The organism is Anaerobutyricum hallii, from assembly GCF_900209925.1.
Lineage (GTDB): Bacteria > Bacillota > Clostridia > Lachnospirales > Lachnospiraceae > Anaerobutyricum > Anaerobutyricum soehngenii.
This window is the reverse complement of the sequence record NZ_LT907978.1, coordinates 709160-727295: the sequence shown is the minus strand read 5'-3', so window position 1 is coordinate 727295 and position 18136 is coordinate 709160. Positions and strand designations below refer to the sequence as shown.

16 protein-coding genes are annotated in these 18136 nt (G+C 38.2%); 1 reads left to right on the top strand and 15 read right to left on the bottom strand.

Features of this window, described 5'->3' with window-relative positions:
• Positions 1–50: 50 nt before the first annotated feature.
• From EHLA_RS03250 to EHLA_RS03240, 3 genes are all read right to left on the bottom strand, one after another.
• Positions 51–587, bottom strand: a complete 537-nt coding sequence (locus EHLA_RS03250; RefSeq protein WP_096239301.1) for a helix-turn-helix domain-containing protein — start codon at positions 585–587, stop codon at positions 51–53.
• A gap of 757 nt (positions 588–1344) precedes the next feature.
• On the bottom strand, positions 1345–2580 hold the full coding sequence (sstT, locus tag EHLA_RS03245) for a serine/threonine transporter SstT (protein ID WP_096239300.1): 1236 nt from the start codon (positions 2578–2580) through the stop codon (positions 1345–1347).
• A 26-nt stretch (positions 2581–2606) separates the two neighbouring features.
• A complete protein-coding gene (locus EHLA_RS03240; protein WP_021906400.1) occupies positions 2607–3401 on the bottom strand; it encodes a competence/damage-inducible protein A in 795 nt (264 codons plus the stop codon).
• A gap of 244 nt (positions 3402–3645) precedes the next feature.
• On the opposite strand from EHLA_RS03240, the gene sigG reads away from it, so the two are divergent.
• On the top strand, positions 3646–4428 hold the full coding sequence (gene sigG, locus EHLA_RS03235; RefSeq protein ID WP_021906401.1) for an RNA polymerase sporulation sigma factor SigG: 783 nt from the start codon (positions 3646–3648) through the stop codon (positions 4426–4428).
• A 671-nt stretch (positions 4429–5099) separates the two neighbouring features.
• On the opposite strand, the gene sigE is transcribed toward sigG, so the two are convergent.
• The 12 genes from sigE to rsmH form a co-directional block, all read right to left on the bottom strand.
• A complete protein-coding gene (sigE, locus tag EHLA_RS03225; RefSeq protein ID WP_021907986.1) occupies positions 5100–5843 on the bottom strand; it encodes an RNA polymerase sporulation sigma factor SigE in 744 nt (247 codons plus the stop codon).
• A 14-nt stretch (positions 5844–5857) separates the two neighbouring features.
• Positions 5858–6016, bottom strand: coding sequence for a hypothetical protein (locus EHLA_RS16195; RefSeq protein WP_157908540.1), 159 nt, complete (start codon positions 6014–6016; stop codon positions 5858–5860).
• A complete protein-coding gene (locus tag EHLA_RS03220; protein ID WP_096239298.1) occupies positions 5992–6774 on the bottom strand; it encodes a sigma-E processing peptidase SpoIIGA in 783 nt (260 codons plus the stop codon). The genes EHLA_RS16195 and EHLA_RS03220 overlap by 25 nt, the downstream gene beginning before the upstream one ends.
• Positions 6775–6914: 140 nt before the next feature.
• On the bottom strand, positions 6915–8060 hold the full coding sequence (gene ftsZ, locus EHLA_RS03215) for a cell division protein FtsZ (protein WP_334293556.1): 1146 nt from the start codon (positions 8058–8060) through the stop codon (positions 6915–6917).
• Between the two features lie 302 nt (positions 8061–8362).
• Positions 8363–9136 (bottom strand): cell division protein FtsQ/DivIB, encoded by a 774-nt coding sequence (locus EHLA_RS03210; RefSeq protein ID WP_096239297.1) that lies wholly within the window; start codon positions 9134–9136, stop codon positions 8363–8365.
• A gap of 31 nt (positions 9137–9167) precedes the next feature.
• Positions 9168–10298, bottom strand: coding sequence for an FtsW/RodA/SpoVE family cell cycle protein (locus EHLA_RS03205; RefSeq protein WP_227082887.1), 1131 nt, complete (start codon positions 10296–10298; stop codon positions 9168–9170).
• Positions 10295–11656, bottom strand: a complete 1362-nt coding sequence (gene murD, locus EHLA_RS03200) for a UDP-N-acetylmuramoyl-L-alanine--D-glutamate ligase (protein WP_096239296.1) — start codon at positions 11654–11656, stop codon at positions 10295–10297. Before murD ends, EHLA_RS03205 begins: the two co-directional genes overlap by 4 nt.
• A 79-nt stretch (positions 11657–11735) precedes the next feature.
• Positions 11736–12689, bottom strand: a complete 954-nt coding sequence (gene mraY / locus EHLA_RS03195; protein ID WP_096239295.1) for a phospho-N-acetylmuramoyl-pentapeptide-transferase — start codon at positions 12687–12689, stop codon at positions 11736–11738.
• 61 nt (positions 12690–12750) lie between these two features.
• Positions 12751–14469: a peptidoglycan D,D-transpeptidase FtsI family protein gene (locus EHLA_RS03190; RefSeq protein ID WP_096239294.1), complete on the bottom strand. Its 1719-nt coding sequence runs from the start codon at positions 14467–14469 to the stop codon at positions 12751–12753.
• Between the two features lie 36 nt (positions 14470–14505).
• The gene (locus tag EHLA_RS03185; RefSeq protein WP_173854259.1) at positions 14506–16476 is read right to left on the bottom strand and encodes a peptidoglycan D,D-transpeptidase FtsI family protein; all 1971 of its coding nucleotides are present in this window, start codon (positions 16474–16476) and stop codon (positions 14506–14508) included.
• A 15-nt stretch (positions 16477–16491) separates the two neighbouring features.
• Complete coding sequence (locus tag EHLA_RS03180; RefSeq protein ID WP_096239293.1) at positions 16492–17025, bottom strand: hypothetical protein; 534 nt, start codon at positions 17023–17025, stop codon at positions 16492–16494.
• A 72-nt stretch (positions 17026–17097) separates the two neighbouring features.
• Complete coding sequence (gene rsmH, locus EHLA_RS03175; RefSeq protein WP_096239292.1) at positions 17098–18045, bottom strand: 16S rRNA (cytosine(1402)-N(4))-methyltransferase RsmH; 948 nt, start codon at positions 18043–18045, stop codon at positions 17098–17100.
• Positions 18046–18136 lie beyond the last annotated feature (91 nt).

Here is an 18136-nt window from a genome sequence, read left to right as displayed (position 1 = left end):
CTCAATAAATTTTATTAAATTTTTCAAGAATGTCTCAACATTCTTGCTGCTTAAAAACTCGGCGGAGAAGTCACCCATATTAATTCTGTCTGCTCAATACCCTTTAAATAATGTGTCTTATCCGCTTTATAATAAAATGCATCTCCCTTTTTCGCAATATAACTTTTCTTCCCAAGATGGATTTCCACTTTACCTTTTAATACATAGCCAAATTCTTCTCCTTCATGTGGATTATCCAGACAGGTCTCCCCACCTTTTTCTAAAATCAAATGTATTGGCTCCATGCAATTCTTCTGTGCATTCGGAATAATCCACTTAATCTGATTCTTATATTCCTCATCCTTCTTTACAAAAAAATCCTCCTCCGTAAACACAATCTGTTCCTCTTCCTGTTCCTCCATGAAAAATTCACCGAGAGTCGTTCCAAGACATTGAAGAAGGTCTTCTAATGTTGCGATGGAGGGAGAGGTCATATCTCTTTCCAACTGAGAAATAAAGCCCTTACTAAGCTCTGCCCGGTCAGCAAGTTCTTCCTGCGTAAGTCCCTGTTTATTCCTCAATTCTTTAATCTTCTCTCCTAGTTCCATGATTCATGACTTCACACCTTTCTATTTATGTAATATTCAAGTCGAGCAGCCGCGAGACTTGGCGCGTGATTCTGGTCAGCGTAAGCTGACATATTCTTTACAGAATCACTGCGCATCCTCGCGGAGCGTTTATCTCAGTCGAAGATTGGACTCCCACTGAGACAAATTTGCTGTCACTCACCACCTGAAAGATGTGAGAGCCTTCTCGACTGAGATAAACTTAAAGTTTAGTATAGTTAAACTTCCAAAGGCTATTATGGCAGAAAGAAGTGTGCTAGTCAAGAGGGAATTAATTTCGAATTTGCCGCAGGCAAAGAGACGCCTCCGAAGCGAGCCGATAGCCTATATTTGTGACTCTATCACTGCGGGTTGAATGTTCGCTTCCATGCTCACATTCAATCCTTGCTCTAAGGCCACAAATATAGGCTATCGGCTCGCTTCGGAGGCTGTCTTTGGCTGTTGGAGTGAAATCGAAATTTAAGTTTTGCTTCGATACTATATACTGACTAGACACTTGCGGAATGGGTTGGGAATGGGGACAGGAGAAATAGGAACTCTGATAAATTCTGCGTTTGCATAGACGGCCAACAAACAGAACCCAGAAAGAAAAATAAAACATATTTGTGACCTCGGAGCAAAGGATGAATGCGAGCGGTTAAGCGAACATTCAACCTGTAGCGACTAAAGCCACAAATATGCTTTATTTTTCTTTCTGGGTTCGTCTGTTTCGTCTACCTTGCCTGCGGCAATTCAAGCTTTAAAATGGTAATTCTTTTCCTGCTTTTCTCCACTGCATAAATTCTGCTGTTGCAGTAAGTAATACGTCAGAAGATGAATTCAGTGCTGTCTCACAGGAATCCTGAATTACACCGATGATAAATCCTACACCTACTACCTGCATAGCAATGTCATTGGAAATTCCGAAAAGGGAACATGCTACAGGGATTAAGAGGAGAGAACCTCCAGCGATTCCTGATGCTCCACATGCGGAAAGTGTTGCTAAAATACTTAACACGATTGCCGTTGGAATGCTTACGCTGATTCCCAGTGTATATGCGGCTGCTAAGGTCATTACTGTGATTGTGATTGCTGCTCCATCCATATTAATCGTAGAACCAAGCGGAATGGATACGGAATAATTATCTTTATCTAAGCCCATTTTTTCGCAAAGTTCCATATTTACAGGAATGTTTGCTGCAGAACTTCTTGTAAAGAATGCTGTTAATCCACTTTCTCTTGCACAGCGGGAAATTAACGGATATGGATTTTTCTTAAGACAAAATCCTACAATAATACCATTTGTGATGAATTCCTGAAATAACATACATCCTACGAGTAAAAGTATGAGCTTTCCATACTGTGTGAAAATCTGAATACCACTTGTCGATACCGCATTAAATACAAGTCCTAAAATACCAAATGGTGCAAGGTTTATAATCCATCGTACTGCCTGAGATACCGCATCAGATGCATCAGAAAGCATCTGCTTTGTTCCTGGTGTTGCCTTTTTTAATGCAATTCCAAGAATAACAGCCCAAGCAAGCACGCCAAGATAGTTTGCATTTACCAATGCATCAATTGGGTTTGCTACAATTTTTAAAAGGAGATTTTCAAGAACTTCTACAACTCCTTTTGGTGCTTCCTGCTGTACAGCATCTGCTAATGTAATTTTTAATGGGAATAAAAAGCTTCCTGCTACCGCTACGATCGCTCCCATTACGGTACTGAACATATAAAGGATTACTACAGTTTTCATGTTCCCGTTATGTCCTTCTTTTGTCTGAGCTAAAGAACTCATAATTAAAAGACATACAAGTAATGGAGCGATTGCCTTTAATGCTCCTACAAAAAGGTCTCCAAGAATCTTGATTCCTGTAAATTCAGGCACAGTAAGTGCCAGTACCACACCGATTGCCATACCGATTAAAATACGTAAAATCAGACTGGTCTGTGTGTATTTGTTTGCTATTCTTTTTAAACTAGATGTTTCCACTTTTTTCCTCTTTCAATTTAATATTTTTATACTTCTTCCTTTACCCACGCAATCTTTCCGGCAAGTATTTCCGCAATCTTTGTTACAACTGGCTGCATAGCTGTAAGAGCCTCTTCTCTTGTCTTTCCGGAAGCAGTTACACGTATTAACACTCCATCTTCTTTTGCATATGTTGCAACAGTAGGATTCTCATTATCAAGAATATCACCTAATAAATCAGCTACCGGTGCTTCCCCAATTTCTTTTAATGGAAGTTCATCCGGCCCCTTACACTTGATATTGATTGATACAAATACCTGATCTGAAAGGCGATTAATAAAAAGATGACAACACTCTGAAAGAACCGCTTTCATTTCTTTTGGAGGTCCCGGCAGCATAACAATCGCCTTATCTCCCTGTGCCATAATAATTCCCGGAGCAAGTCCTGCCGGATTCGTAACTATAAGGGCACCTTCCGGAACTAATGCCTGCTTTTTCTGACTTTCTGTCATCTCACTAATTCCATAAGATTCTAATCTTTTTCTCACATGTTCATATGTCTGCTCATGAAAAACTAACTTCTTCCCAAAAAAAGAAGCTGCCACTTCTTTTGTAAGATCATCCTTTGTCGGTCCTAATCCACCAGTCATAATAATGAGATCAGCACGCTTTAAAGCAGTGTCCAATACATTCCACACACGTTCTTTATTATCTCCCACTACCGTCTGATAATATAAGTCTATTCCTATATGAGCAAGTTCTTTTGATATATGCTGTGCATTCGTATTTACGATATCTCCCAGCAGAAGTTCAGTTCCCACACATACAATTTCTGCAACCATCCTGCATCCTCCTAACCAATCTAAAAACTAATCTAAAATTCAATCTGAACTTTTCCATAAAAATGTGCAGCCATTTTTCTTATTTTTTTCATTATAACAGATTTTCTAAATATATTCACCTTTTATATGAATATTTTTACTTTTTTAAGTTCATCCTTTTATACAGATGCATTTTATTATACTCTAAGAATCTTTCTCATTGATTTTATATGCTTTCAAATTTTTTCACCCTGGGAGGATAGCGATGTTTTTAAACAAAGTTGAAATCTGCGGAGTAAATACTTCAGAGCTGCCACTTCTGTCCAATGAAGAAAAAGAAAATCTTTTTCTACGAATTGAACGCGGCGATAAAGCGGCTCGCGAAAAATATGTAAAAGGGAACCTTCGCCTCGTTTTAAGTGTCATTCAACGTTTTTCTAATAACCATGAACATGCTGATGATCTGTTTCAAGTTGGCTGTATCGGTCTTATGAAAGCGGTGGATAATTTCGACCGTAGTTTAGATGTTAAATTTTCCACTTATGCTGTACCCATGATTCTTGGAGAAGTAAGACGCTATCTTCGAGATAATAACAGCATACGGGTCAGCCGTTCTTTGCGGGACACCGCTTACAAAGCGATTTATGCAAAAGAACAGCTCACAAAATCTATGAATCGTACACCTACGATAGAAGAAATTGCAAAAGAAACAGATATTTCTGAAGAAGATATCATTTACGCTCTTGATGCTATTGCCACACCCATGTCTTTATTTGAACCGGTCTATCAAGATGGAAACGATCCACTTTTTCTAATGGATCAAATCTGCGACAAAAAGAACAAAGAAGAAACCTGGGTAGAGCACCTCTCCCTCCAGGAAGCAATGAATCAACTTCCGGGTCGGGAATATCATATTATTAAAAAACGTTTTTTTGAAGGAAAAACCCAGACAGAAGTTGCAAACGAAATCAGTATATCGCAGGCGCAAGTCAGCCGCCTTGAAAAAAATGCACTGAAATCCATAAGAAATTTTATTGAAAAATACTAATTTGAAGGGCTAAAGAAACGAAAACCAGAAATTTGAGATAGAAGAAAAAGTGAAGATAGTCGCTTCGTAGAAAATGCCTGTTCGGCATTTTTACTCGCTCCGACATCACTTTTTCTTCTATCTCAAATTTCTGGTTTTCTGCTTTTTGGCTCCAGAAGGAAATTAGTATTTGGATTTGAGGAAGAATAAGGGGATTGCCCAGAAGGCTATGGTTTTCATTAGAAGGAACATCACCCAAAGAAGACACTTTCTTATTTGGGTGTATAAAAATTACATTTACCTACTCTTACCTTATGAAAAATTTTTCTCTGGTTAGCTCACATCATCTTTTGGAGAATCCCCCTCTCTTTCCAACATAAATTACTAATTTGTTATCAAAAATAGACAGCCGCTGAAACAAAATTTTATGCTGAATTGAAGGAAACCTAATGATAAAGAAAAAAGAATTGTTATAAGTATTGTATTTTGTGACTTTGCGCTGTGGAATTCTGACCATAGGAACTTGGGACTCGTTTTTCCCAAGTTCCTGTTTTTCTGGGCAGAATGGAATGCTTAGCGCAATGGAACAAAATCTAACTTATAACAATTCTTTTTTTCTTTAGAAGACTAACTACAATTCAGCTCAATATCTTCTACTAAAGCGGCGTCTGTGCCCCCAGCAAATTAGTATTTTATTCCATTTTTATTATTTCTCTTTTTAGTCGATGGATTATTTTCTTTTCCAGTCTGGATATGTAAGACTGGGAGATTCCCAGAAGATCTGCTACTTCTTTCTGTGTTTTTTCTTCATTTCCGTCTCCGCCTATACCGAAACGTAACCGAATAATCAGTTTTTCTCTTTCTGATAATATTTCCATTGCTTTATTCAGCATTTTTCTATCTATCTCGTCTTCAATATCTTTTGAAATCACATCGTTGTCTGTTCCTAAGATGTCTGATAGTAAAAGTTCGTTCCCATCCCAGTCTACGTTTAATGGCTCATCGATGGATACTTCTAGTTTTGTTTTATTTGTTCTTCTGAGATACATGAGAATTTCGTTTTCTATGCAGCGTGAGGCATAGGTTGCCAGTTTTATTTTTTTATCTAATTTAAAGGTATGGATTGCTTTGATCAGTCCGATCGTTCCAATTGAAATTAAATCTTCGACTCCGATTCCTGTATTTTCAAATTTCTTTGCTATGTAAACAACTAATCGTAAATTTCTTTCAATTAAAAGTGCTTTGGCTTCTTCACTTCGTTTTGTATCTAGCTGACTTAACACGTATGCTTCTTCTTCTGGTTCTAATGGCGGCGGAAGGATGTCTGTTCCTCCAATATAGTGTATTTCCCGCTGTGGATGAAATAGTGACTTCATATTATTTATCACTGTAAATCTTACTCTGTTTACTCCTGATGCATTTAATACAACTGCCATACTTTTACCCTCCATCAAATGATATTTCGATTTTTTTCTCTTTCAAAAATATCGGCCGGAAGTAATATAGAAAATGTATTCTGTTCTACGAATTTTTCCGAACTGATACCAAGCATTCCTTTTGTTTTTACAAGCACCTCCTCATTTTTCAACACAACAATCTGTTCTGCCATGACTCCGGGCATTTTTGCATTTTTTTGCCAACGGAGGAATACTGCAATATATACATCCCTTCCTGAAACTGTTTTGCCCACATTCTCCATGAAAGACTTTCCGATGAGTCTGTAAGAATTTTCTTTACTTCTTGCTGTTCTTTTGGCATTAATATTTCCCTTGCTTTTTCTTGTGTTATAATGCATACTCCCTGTCCGGTAATACGACTTGTTAAAAGATTTCCGGAATCATAAAACCCTCGACATGTTATTGTTTTTCCTTTTCTTGAAATCTGTATATCGTATATATTTTTCCAGGCTTCTTCTTCACGCTTTTCCTGTTTTTGTTTTCTTTTATATGCTAAAAGAATTCCTGATGATAAAAACAGTACAGCGATTGCTTTGTACGCTTCTTTTATTGCTTTTACCTGGTCAATCTGTATACATGTAAGAAAAAAAGTGACGCTTCCTCCCATCAAAAACAAGTAACAGAAGAATACTGTTATTGTTTTTCTAAAAAGTGAAACAGAAGTAATTTTAAAAAATCGACAAATTAAAGCAAGGATACTACACCATTTAAGAATCTCTCTTGTAACTGGGGACATTCCTGTTGTTGTCCATTCCCAGATTACATAAGTCATTGAGAAAATAGCGGCTGCCTTTATTATTTGAGATTGTTTCTTTTCTGGAAATAAATCTCTTTTTATAAAGAACAGTATAATATAGTCTGCCACAAAGTTGTAACAAACCTGCAATAGAATCGGATGAATTTGCTTCATAGCATCTTTTACTGTTATGTGGTTAATTTATTATATAAATTTGCATAAAAAAATGAGGTCGAAATAATAAAGAAAAATTCTTTATTATTCGACCTCTGGCGACATTGTCTGCCTAAAAGAGGAAAACTCTTACTTATGTATTATCTTCTTTTCTGTAAGAATTCCGGAATCTTAATCTCCATGTCTCTGTTATCATAAGTTCGTGTTGTCTCATGATTCTCTGAAGTTCTGCTACTCTGCGCTGACTTAATTGCCTGTCCGCTATAAGTAGGTCCATTCCCTTCTACATTCTTATCTGCTGCTGGTTTTCGGTTCACTCTTACAGCAGATGCTCCCTTTCCGGAAACATCGTGGAGTCCTGTCGCAATGATCGTAATACTTACTTCATCATCTGGTACATCTTCGCTCTCTACATTACCAAAGATAATGTTCGCTTCGTCACCGGCAACTTCTGTGAGATAAGATACTGCTTCATAAACTTCCTGAATTCCAATATCACCAGAGAAGTTGATAATAATGTCGGTAGCTCCACTAACTGTTGTCTCAAGAAGAGGACTTTCCATGGCGCTCTTAATCGCATCGACTGCCTTATCTTCACCACTTCCAACACCAATTCCGATATGAGCAATTCCTTTATCACGCATTACTGTCTGGATATCTGCAAAATCCAGGTTGATAAGACCTGGCTTAAAGATTAAGTCTGTAATGCCCTGTACACCTTGCTGGAGTACTTCATCTGCTTTACAAAAAGCATCTTTAATAGATGTTCTCTTATCACAAATCTGTAACAGCTTATCATTAGGAATAATAATTAATGTATCTACATTCTCTTTAAGACGTTCGATTCCGCTGAGTGCATTATTCATACGAGGTTTACCCTCAAAAATAAATGGCTTTGTTACGACACCGACCGTAAGGATTCCCATGTCCTTTGCAATCTTCGCTACAACAGGTGCAGCACCAGTTCCGGTTCCACCACCCATACCACAGGTAACGAATACCATATCTGCTTCTTTTACAAGTTCTGTGATCTCATCGCGGTTCTCATCTACTGCTGCTGCTCCGATTTCCGGCTTCGCACCAGCTCCCAGTCCCTTCGTCAGCTTCTCACCAATCTGTACTCTTGTAGGAGCTTTACATAAATCAAGAGCCTGTTTATCCGTATTAATTCCAATTAATTCCACACCCTCGATAGCTTCGTCAACCATTCGGTTAACTGCATTGTTACCGGCTCCACCAACACCGATAACTAGGATTTTAGCTTGTGCTAATTCTTCGTTTGACATAATTTCCAACAAGGTTTTACTCCTCCTTATTCTATGTAAATATATAAATTCGCAAATTTCAAGAATGCCCCGGCATTCTTGCTACGAGATGCGCATCATGCAATGCATGACATACTTCTTCTGTGCATCTCACATCTGATATAATTCACCCGATTTTAAAATGTATGTAGTTATATAATACGGTTTTTTATAGAAATAATCAACTAGAAAAATTGAATTTTTGCTTTTTTTTCTGACTTCTATCTAAATTTCCATAATTGCCTTGAGAAATCAGGAGAATGTTTACAGATACTTTGAATTATTTACTTCATATTCTTGAAAGTAATGATCGGCTTTTCATCTGTATACAACTGCATATCAATTGTTCCCTGTTTATAACTTGACGAAATTGTCTTTAATATAGATGGGATTTTTGATATTTTACCATCAAGATAGGAGGAACTTCCCAAATATATCTTGTACTTTGAGGAAATCAGCGTAATATCATCTTCTCCTTCAAAATGTATTTCAGAAACTGTCAGCTTGTACGTCGCAATCTTTTTCGTAATAGATACGATGGTATTAAAGTAACTTTCCTTTACCGGGACTTTATTTTCGAGTATTTTCTTTTTCAGTTTCATTTCATTAAACTTTACACCGGTAACAACCGGAACGCCGTTAAAAAGGGTATTCCCGCTCTCCATCGCAATTCCATTTTCGTTGAAGTAAACATATTGATTCATATATTGAAAAACGCCTGCCCGCAGCTTCTCTTTTACACGTACTTTAAGGATATGGCTGTCATCATAGTCCATAGATATCTTGTCGATAAACGGCAGGTAGGTTTGTCCAAATATCTGATTCTGCGCAATCATAAGAAGGGTGTTATTCACATACCCATCTTCTTTCATTGCATCCAGTATTTCTGTATTTGTATATGTATCATTCCCCTTTATTTCTACTTTTTGAATAGAAAAGTCTGTAAGCAGAAAATATATTCCCAATCCGATAATTACTACAAGAGCAACCAGAAGCAGGAGGAGATGTCTTTTTCTTGGATTATTGTCTGCAACCAGTTTTAAATTTCTCTCTTCCATCTTTCTATTTCTTTCCCCGTCTTTTTACTTTTTATTTTTTTATTTTTATATATCTGGATACAGAAAGTACCAAGCCCATCTCTAATAAAAGAAAGACCAGTGAACTTCCACCATAACTAATAAATGGAAGAGGAATTCCTGTATTTGGCATTGTATTTGTCGCAACAGCAATATTAATAAAAACCTGGATACCTATATGAGCAATCACACCTATCACAAGCATGGAGCCATAAAGATCCGGTGCATTAATCGCTATTACCATAAAACGCCAGAGCAAAGCAAAGAATAATGCCAGAACGCACAGCGCACCAAACAATCCCAGTTCTTCACAGATTACCGAAAAAATCATATCATTATTCGCTTCCGGAAGAAAACCAAGCTTTTGCATGCTCTGCCCAAGTCCTTTTCCAAAAAGGCCGCCAGACCCTATGGCATAAAGTCCCTGCATGGTCTGTTCCCCTTTATCAGAAGATGCCGGGTCCAGCCACACTGTAATACGTTCCATTCGATATCCCTGTGTAAGGATAAGTAAAACAGCTCCGGCTACACCAATTCCGATCAAACCAAGAAATGGCTTATATAATGGTGTTGCAACAAATATCATAATAAAGGAGATTGCAAGTAATATAATACAGGTACTTAAATTTTCAATACCTACGATGCCTACAATCGGAAGTACAAGAAGAAATGGCTCCAGAAGTCCCTTTCCTGTGCGCATCTGTCTCGCCCTGCTGCTTATATATGCAGCTAGAAACAAGTTCAACGTAATCTTTGCAAGCTCGGATGGCTGAAAACTGATCGGACCAAGTGGCAGCCATCGCTTTGAGCCATGACTTGCGGCTCCAATTACAAAAGTAAGAAGCAGTAAAGCAATTGTCCCACCGTAAACAGCCCATATAAACCACCATTTTTTCTTCCAGATATGATAATCCAGTCTGGAAATAATCATCATTCCTGCAATTCCGATCACTGCAAAAAATGCCTGTTTTTTCAACCAGTATGCTGTGTCATTATGTAGCAGACTTCCTTTGTAGGAACTGGTTGAATACAAGATGACCAGTCCAAACCCTACAAGAAAGAGTACCAGAAACAATATGGAATAATCTATGGCCTGCGCCCGCATCTTTTGACTTTCCCATGACTTTTTTTGCACAGCATTCACCCCTTAAACTTTCGGACGATCTCCTTAAATACTTTTCCTCTGACTTCATAGTTTTTAAACATGCCCCAGCTTGCACATGCCGGAGACAGTAATACTGCATCTCCCGGTCTTGCCTTTTCTCTTGCAATATCCATAGCTTCTTCAAAGGTCTCTGCAAAAATCACATTATGAAAACCATGTTTCTTTGCAGTATCCGCAATAGCCTGCGCTGTTGCCCCCATTACAATGAGATATCGTACTTTACCATGGAATGCATCAATCCATTCATCGTACGTAGACTTCTTATCATAACCGCCGCCTAATAAAATCGTTGGTTTTGTCATGGCAGAAATCCCCTTAATCGCAGCATCTGGGTTTGTTCCTTTGGAATCATTGTAATAATCTACTCCATCTACTGTATCGACATATTCTATACGATGTTCTACTGCAGTAAACTTCATAACTGCATCTCGGATTTTCTCTACTGGAACTCCCATATAATATGTTATGCCGATAGCTGCCAGAATATTTTCATGATTATGAGAACCAAGCAATTTAATTTCCGAAGTTGTACATACCGGCATTTCTTTGCCATTTTCTTTAATGATAAATGTATCATCTCTTAAAATAATACCTTCAGCAAGTTCCTCTAAACGACTAAACATTACCGGATGTGCCGTTGCTTTTTCTGCCATAGCTCTTGTAATCGGATCATCATAATTCAATACGATCACCTGATCTTTATTTTGTTTCTTAGAAATAGAAAACTTCGTATCTGCATACACTTCCATTGTTCCATGGCGATCAAGATGATCTGGCGTCACATTTAATACCGCACTGACTTCCGGCTGAAAATCAATTGTAGTCTCTAACTGGAAGCTGCTTATCTCTGCTGCGATCGCAGAATCTTCTGTTGTATCTAATGCTACAGAGGTAAATGGAATTCCGATATTTCCTACAACAAAAACAGATTGATAGTACTCACGTAAAATACTTCCTACTAAAGCCGTTGTTGTCGTCTTACCATTTGTTCCCGTAATCGCTGCAATCTTTCCTTTTGCAAAATGTGATGCTAACTCAATCTCTCCCCATACAGGTTTATTTTTTACATAAAATGCCTGTGCTACAGGCTGATGAATGGAAATTCCCGGACTTAAGATCAGCATATCATATTTGTCTGCTAATTCTTCTTTAAATTCGCCTAATTCAAAAGATACTTCCATTCCTTCCGGCAATTTTGCTGCAACTGCTGCCTGATCTAGTGCTTCATTCCCATCATAGATTGCCGCTGGAATTCCTGCTTTTCCTAAAAGAGCTGCCGCGCCAATTCCACTGATTCCAGCTCCGGCAATGAGTATTTTCTTACTTTTTAAATCCATGTTAAACCTCCAAGTTTCTCTGTGTCTTTTCACTTTTCTATTGTCATATCTCGTATTTTTCAGATGCTATCCTTCTAAATTAGTACGCGAGCATACCGATCAGACATAATACTGCTGTTACAATTGAGAAAATAGAAACAACCTTTGTCTCCGGCCATCCTGATAACTCAAAATGATGGTGAATCGGCGCCATCTTGAAAATACGCTTTTTGGTCTTTTTATAATAGGTTACCTGAATGATAACAGACAGTACCTCAATAAAATAAATAAATGCAACGATTGGAATAAACAGCGGAATCTTTAACATATATGCTGTAGATACAACAAAGCCACCAAGCGCCAGAGAACCGGTATCTCCCATAAATACTTTAGCCGGATGTGTATTGAAGCATAAGAATCCCAGCAAGGCACCGATAACCGCACAGATTACCGGATGGATTCCTGCATTTGTTCCTACAGCGATTACTGTTAAAAATACAGCGATTAAAGTTGTCACGCTTGCGGCAAGACCATCAAGTCCATCTGTAAAGTTCGCTCCGTTCACTGTTCCAAGCACAACAACGAATAATACTGGAATATATAAAATTCCGAGATGCCATTCTTTTCCTCCGGAAAACGGAATAATCACGTCTGTTCCTAATCCTGAATGGTTCACCATATAAAATGCAAAAACAGCAGTAATGACAATCTGTCCAAGCATTTTCTGTGCCGGTGTCAGCCCGAGATTTCTCTTCATTACTACTTTGATATAATCATCAAGGAATCCGATCAGTCCGAATCCAAGAGTAACGAATAAAACAGGAATGATTCTTTTATAATCCGGGATATAAAAAGCACATCCTACTAAAATTCCAACAAGAAATAAAATTCCACCCATTGTAGGTGTTCCGGACTTCTTCAGATGAGATTCCGGTCCCTCTTCTCTGATAAACTGACCAAACTTCAGCTTATGTAAAAAGCTGATGAGTCCCGGTCCTAATATTAATGTAATAAAAAATGCAACTAATGCTGGTATTGCAATTGAATGATCCATAATTTAACCTCCATTTTATCTATTGTAGTTTAAGACATTCTTACACAGTATAATCCTCTTTTCACAGATTATCAAGATAGGGCAGGACATTTTGAAAAATTTCTGCCATGACCGGAGCCGCAATTACACCACCATAATAGACTCCCTGCGGTTCATCGATCAATACAAGTCCCAGAATCTTTGGACAATCTGCTGGAGCAAATCCCAGAAAAGAGGAAATATACTTTCCGCTTCTTCTCGGAAGTTTTTCACTTGTTGCAGTCTTTCCTCCCACACGATATCCTGCAACCTGCCCATTCTTCCCTGTTCCCTCCGCCACTACTGCTTCTAAAAGTTCTCTTAATGTCTGTGAAGTTTCTTCTGAAACCGCACCCGGCTTTATAGGATATTCATACTGTGTTATTTCTTTCGTAATGCTGTCTTTCTTTTCCATTGCCAGATGCGGGGTTACAAGCTTTCCTCCATTAATTCCTGCGCTTACTGCCCGAAGCAGCTGCAAAGGTGTAATCTGTATCGACTGCCCAAATGACATTGTGGCAAGTTCTACCGCACCTATTTTACTAAGTTTATGCATAATGGAGTTTGCCTCTCCCGGAAGATCCACTCCTGTTCTTTCGTAAAGCCCCAGCTTCTGATAATACTTCAGCATGTCTTTTGCCCCGACTCTTGCTCCGATTTCCATAAAAACCGGATTACAGGAATTCATAAATCCCTGCTGAAATGTCTCCGCCCCATGCCCCTGCGTTTTATGGCAGCGTATTTTTCTATCCTCCACAAGCTTAAATCCTGAGCAGAAAAAAGAATCCTGTAAAGTTACTTTCTTCTCCTCTAATGCTGCCGTCGCTGTTACGATTTTGAATGTTGATCCAGGCTCATAGGAATCACTGATCACAGGATTTCTCCACATATTATTTAACTTATCATTCTGAGTCTTCCCTTGATCTTTATATTCTTCAATTAAAGTAAACGGTTCATTTAAATCATACTCCGGAAGGCTGACAAGCGCATAGATTTCTCCATTTTGTGGATTCATTAAAATAGCTGAGACTCTTTTCGCCTTTTTTGCTTTTAAAACTTTCTGCGCTGCCTGCTGTACATAACATTGTATATTATAATCAAGTGAAAGATACAGATCATCACCACTTACCGGCTCGATTCGATCCTCTGCAAGGTTCTCCACTTCAATTCCCTGATAATCTGTCATAGTAAGTATCTTGCCATCTGTTCCTTTTAATGTAGAATCATATCGGGACTCCAGCCCTAAAATACCCTGGTTATCTGCTCCTGCAAATCCCAATACTTTAGATGCCAGTGTGCCAAATGGATAGTAGCGCTTATAATCTTCATCTACTTTGACCCCGGAAAGTCCCGCTTCCCGAATCTCATCTGCTATCGCTTTTGGTACATTACTTTTTATTTTTTCTCTTGATGATATCTTCTCTACCTTTTTTCTTACTTCTTTTTCGGGAATCGCAAGCTTTTGTGATAAAAGCCGAATTACTTTTTCCGGTTCTTTTATCTGATAGTAAATGACAGAAACAGAACATACCGCTTGATTATCTGCTAGCACCACTCCATTCCTGTCATAAACTTTCCCTCTTGCTGCCTTTATCGTTCGTTCTCTTTGCTCAATGCTTAATGCTCTTTTACTTAATTCTTCTGAGCGAAAAACAGTTAGGTAGATCAATCGTCCAGTCAGAAGTAAAAATGCCAGGAAAAAGCATAAGAAAACAAGATTGTATTTTCTTTTCTGAAATAAATGAATCTCTATATCGCTCACCTCAGAAATAGTTTATTAATCAGTATACGCAAAAACTTATTCCTTAGTACTTGTTGCCGGTTTAATTCCAAGAACATTTACTATTTCTTCCATACAGGACTTCTCAAGTTCTACTGCTAAACCTGCATTCGCCTGGAATGATACATTCGGTTCATCAATCGTTACATAAACCAGTAACTCTGGCTTTTCTACCGGAGTAAATCCAATAAAAGAAACATAGTAATCTTTTTTATTTCTTGGTATCTTTTCAGCGGTACCAGTCTTTCCTCCGATTGTATATCCTTCAATCTTCGCTTTCGTACCGGTTCCGTTCTCTACCGTTTCCTGCATATAGGAACGGATCGATGCTGATGTTTCTTCGGAAACGGTCTTTCTTAATACTTCTTTTCCAACATCTTTTACGACATCTCCGCCATCACTCTGAATCTGTTTTACGATATGTGGCCGGTAATAATTCCCCCCATTAATGAGAGAACAAAAACCTGCTGCCATCTGCATCATCGTACAGTTGAAGTTCTGACCAAAAGCATTCGTTGCAAGCGTGACACTATTGGAATAATTCGAGGCATTATATACAAGATTCTTTGTTTCTGCCTCACCTGGAAGATCAATTCCTGTACTTCGTCCAAAGCCAAAAAGATTCTGATAATTATAAAATGTTTCTGCACCTTCATTAAATGCGATATTCATCATAGCAACATTACAGGACTTGGCAACTGCATCTTTTAAAGTGATATTTCCATGTATATGCGAACATCCAATGTTACGCTTTCCGACCATAAGAGAACCCGTACAAAAATAACTTTCATTTCCGGTAAGTACTCCACTTTCCAATCCTGTCGCTACAGTAAATGGCTTATAAGTAGATCCCGGCTCGTTTGTATCACTGATGATCGCATTTCTCCAGAGTTCATAGAACGCATCATAAATCGTCTTTTTCTTTTCTGTATCTTTATCTTCCTGTTCCGTTTCTGCTTCAGAGGATTCTTCTCCTGACTCCTCTTCTTCTGCTTCTTCTGCTTCTTTCTCTTTGGTGTATGCTTTCATTTCATCAATCTCACTCTGAGAATATAAAGATAGCAGCTTCTTTTCATCCATTGGTTCATTTAAATCATATGGATTTGAACTTGCCATTCCTAAAATCTCACCATTTTGTGGATCCATAACTAAAACATTTGTTATCTTACTTCCAATCTTACTGTCAAAATCATTTAACTTTTCTTCTATGATTTTCTGGATCTGCATATCAATCGTACTCACTACGGAGTTACCGTTCTTCGCTTCTTTTACAGTCTGTTCCTGATCTAACTCCTCATTAAAATAATAGTATGCACGTCCATTCACTCCATTAAGCTGTTCATTATAAGACTGTTCAATTCCCCAGTTTCCTACATTGCCTGAAGATGTAAAGCCTAAAATACGACAAGCAAGAGAATTATATGGATAAATTCTTTTATAATCTTCTTCAAAAGAAATTCCCTTTACTTGTTTAGCACTTTCAATCTTTGCCTTTTTAGCATCCGACACCCCTTTCGTTGAATCATCTGCCATATCAAGGAACTTCTGAAACTTTGCAACTTCATCATAGGTCATATTCTTTTTATAAACTACATAATAGGAATCTTTATTCCCTTCGATTACTTTTTTTAAGTTCTTTTTACTAAATCCAAAGTATTCATGTAAAGCGTTAATTGTTGCAGCTTCATATTTCTTCTTCCGAAGCAGAATATTCTTTGGTTCTAATACCAGCGTGTAAATCTTTTCATTTGTTGCCAGAATATTTCCATTCCTGTCATAAATCTTTCCACGCTCAAAAGGAATGACCGAGCTGTCATGTTTTTGTTGTCCGAGTACCTTTGTCTCAAATTCACTGCCTTTGTTTACTGTCCAATATGTAAGCCTTACTGCCAAAATGAAAAAGAGGCAGATGATACCTATAAATACCAATATCAGCTTACCTCTCATCTGGTCAGTCAGGCGTTTCATCTTCTTTACTTTCTTCGCCACTTTACCACCTGCTTTTTACTTTCCTGAATTTACACTCTCATATTGTCTGAAATAATCATCAGACTCTCCTTTATAGAGGAGTATGTTTGAATCTTCCGGGTAGATCATATGTAAATTCTTTTCTACATATTCTTTAATTTCATCTAAATTAATGGACTTATCAATCTCTGCTTTTATTGCATTCTGCTTGCTGAGTAATGTTGCCTTCTCTGTCTTTAAATCTGAAATCTGCTTTTCCATTACATTCAACTGTACGGTTCCATGCAGATAAAACATTGCCGCGGAAGCACATAAAACTACTGCGATTACAGCAATCAGCGTATACTTCCAGTCAAATGCCAGAAATCGGGCCGTATTCTTCTGAATTGCCGTTTCTGAATAAGCACTTGCTGCCTTACTTCGTTCCACTGCATATTCTGATTTACGAGCAGTATTCCCTGCACGCTTTGGACTGCCGGACTTTGTACTGCCTGCAGTTTCTCTATCTAACTTTTTAACGTTACTTCCGTAAATATACTCGTAACGTTCTGATGTATCACGAAACGCCATATTCTAACCTCCAACCTTCATTCTTCACTCATAAAAAAGGAGATTTCTTCTCCTGTGATTATGATGCATATTCTATTCCTTTGTAATTCTCCGCTCAAAAACACGAAGCTTTGCGCTTTTCGAGCGGCTGTTCTCCTCCAATTCTTCCCTTCCAGGCACAATCGGCTTTCTTGTGATTACCTTACCTTTTGATTCTCTTCCGCATACACATACCGGAAATTCCGGAGGACAGATACAAGGACGTTCACAGGTTCTAAAAATATTCTTTACAATGCGGTCTTCTAAAGAATGGAACGTAATGATCGCAATTCTTCCTTCATCGTCTAAAATGTCGATCATATCTTCTAAATTATTCTTCAACACATCCAGCTCATGATTCAGTTCAATACGAATTGCCTGAAAAGTCTTCTTTGCCGGATGTCCACCTGTAGCACGTACCTTTTTCGGTATAGCCGCCTTTATAATCTCGATAAGCTGTCCTGTGGTCTCCACCGGTGCCTCCTGTCTTGCTGCAACAATATGCTTGGCAATATTCTTGGCAAACTTATCTTCTCCGTAATTACGAATCATATGATACAGTTCCATCTCACTGTACTCATTCACAATGTCCCTTGCCGTCTTCGTCTGACGCTGATCCATACGCATATCCAGTGGAACATCTTCACGATATGTAAAACCACGCTCTGCATTATCAAGCTGATAAGAAGAAACTCCAAGATCAAGAAGAATCCCATCTACTTTGGAAATACCCAGTTCTTTAAGCACCTGACACATCTGTGCATAATTGCTTCTGACAATCGTTACTCGATCCTTATACGGTTCCAGCCGCTTTGTTGCCGCCGCAATCGCCTCTCCATCCTGGTCAATCCCAATCAGTCTGCCTTCCGGCCCCAGCCTTTTTGCAATTTCAGAAGAATGTCCTGCACCACCTAAAGTTCCATCTACATAAATTCCATTTGGCTTAATTGCCAGAGACTCAATGACTTCCTCTAGCATGATTGATTTATGAACAAATTCCATTTTTACCTCCGTATCCCATTTAAATTTTATTTTATATCATCAATGTCTGTAATGCAATATAAATATAGTGTTATTTTCAATGTTTTACCTG

What these genes read in the sequence shown, in the direction of transcription:
- EHLA_RS03250 (WP_096239301.1), bottom strand. Translation starts at nt 587, where the DNA reads ATGGAACTAGGAGAGAAGATTAAAGAATTGAGGAATAAACAGGGACTT.
- EHLA_RS03240 (WP_021906400.1), bottom strand. Translation starts at nt 3,401, where the DNA reads ATGGTTGCAGAAATTGTATGTGTGGGAACTGAACTTCTGCTGGGAGAT.
- sigG (WP_021906401.1), top strand. Translation starts at nt 3,646, where the DNA reads ATGTTTTTAAACAAAGTTGAAATCTGCGGAGTAAATACTTCAGAGCTG.
- sigE (WP_021907986.1), bottom strand. Translation starts at nt 5,843, where the DNA reads ATGGCAGTTGTATTAAATGCATCAGGAGTAAACAGAGTAAGATTTACA.
- EHLA_RS16195 (WP_157908540.1), bottom strand. Translation starts at nt 6,016, where the DNA reads ATGGCAGAACAGATTGTTGTGTTGAAAAATGAGGAGGTGCTTGTAAAA.
- EHLA_RS03220 (WP_096239298.1), bottom strand. Translation starts at nt 6,774, where the DNA reads ATGAAGCAAATTCATCCGATTCTATTGCAGGTTTGTTACAACTTTGTG.
- ftsZ (WP_334293556.1), bottom strand. Translation starts at nt 8,060, where the DNA reads ATGTCAAACGAAGAATTAGCACAAGCTAAAATCCTAGTTATCGGTGTT.
- EHLA_RS03210 (WP_096239297.1), bottom strand. Translation starts at nt 9,136, where the DNA reads ATGGAAGAGAGAAATTTAAAACTGGTTGCAGACAATAATCCAAGAAAA.
- murD (WP_096239296.1), bottom strand. Translation starts at nt 11,656, where the DNA reads ATGGATTTAAAAAGTAAGAAAATACTCATTGCCGGAGCTGGAATCAGT.
- mraY (WP_096239295.1), bottom strand. Translation starts at nt 12,689, where the DNA reads ATGGATCATTCAATTGCAATACCAGCATTAGTTGCATTTTTTATTACA.
- EHLA_RS03180 (WP_096239293.1), bottom strand. Translation starts at nt 17,025, where the DNA reads ATGGCGTTTCGTGATACATCAGAACGTTACGAGTATATTTACGGAAGT.
- rsmH (WP_096239292.1), bottom strand. Translation starts at nt 18,045, where the DNA reads ATGGAATTTGTTCATAAATCAATCATGCTAGAGGAAGTCATTGAGTCT.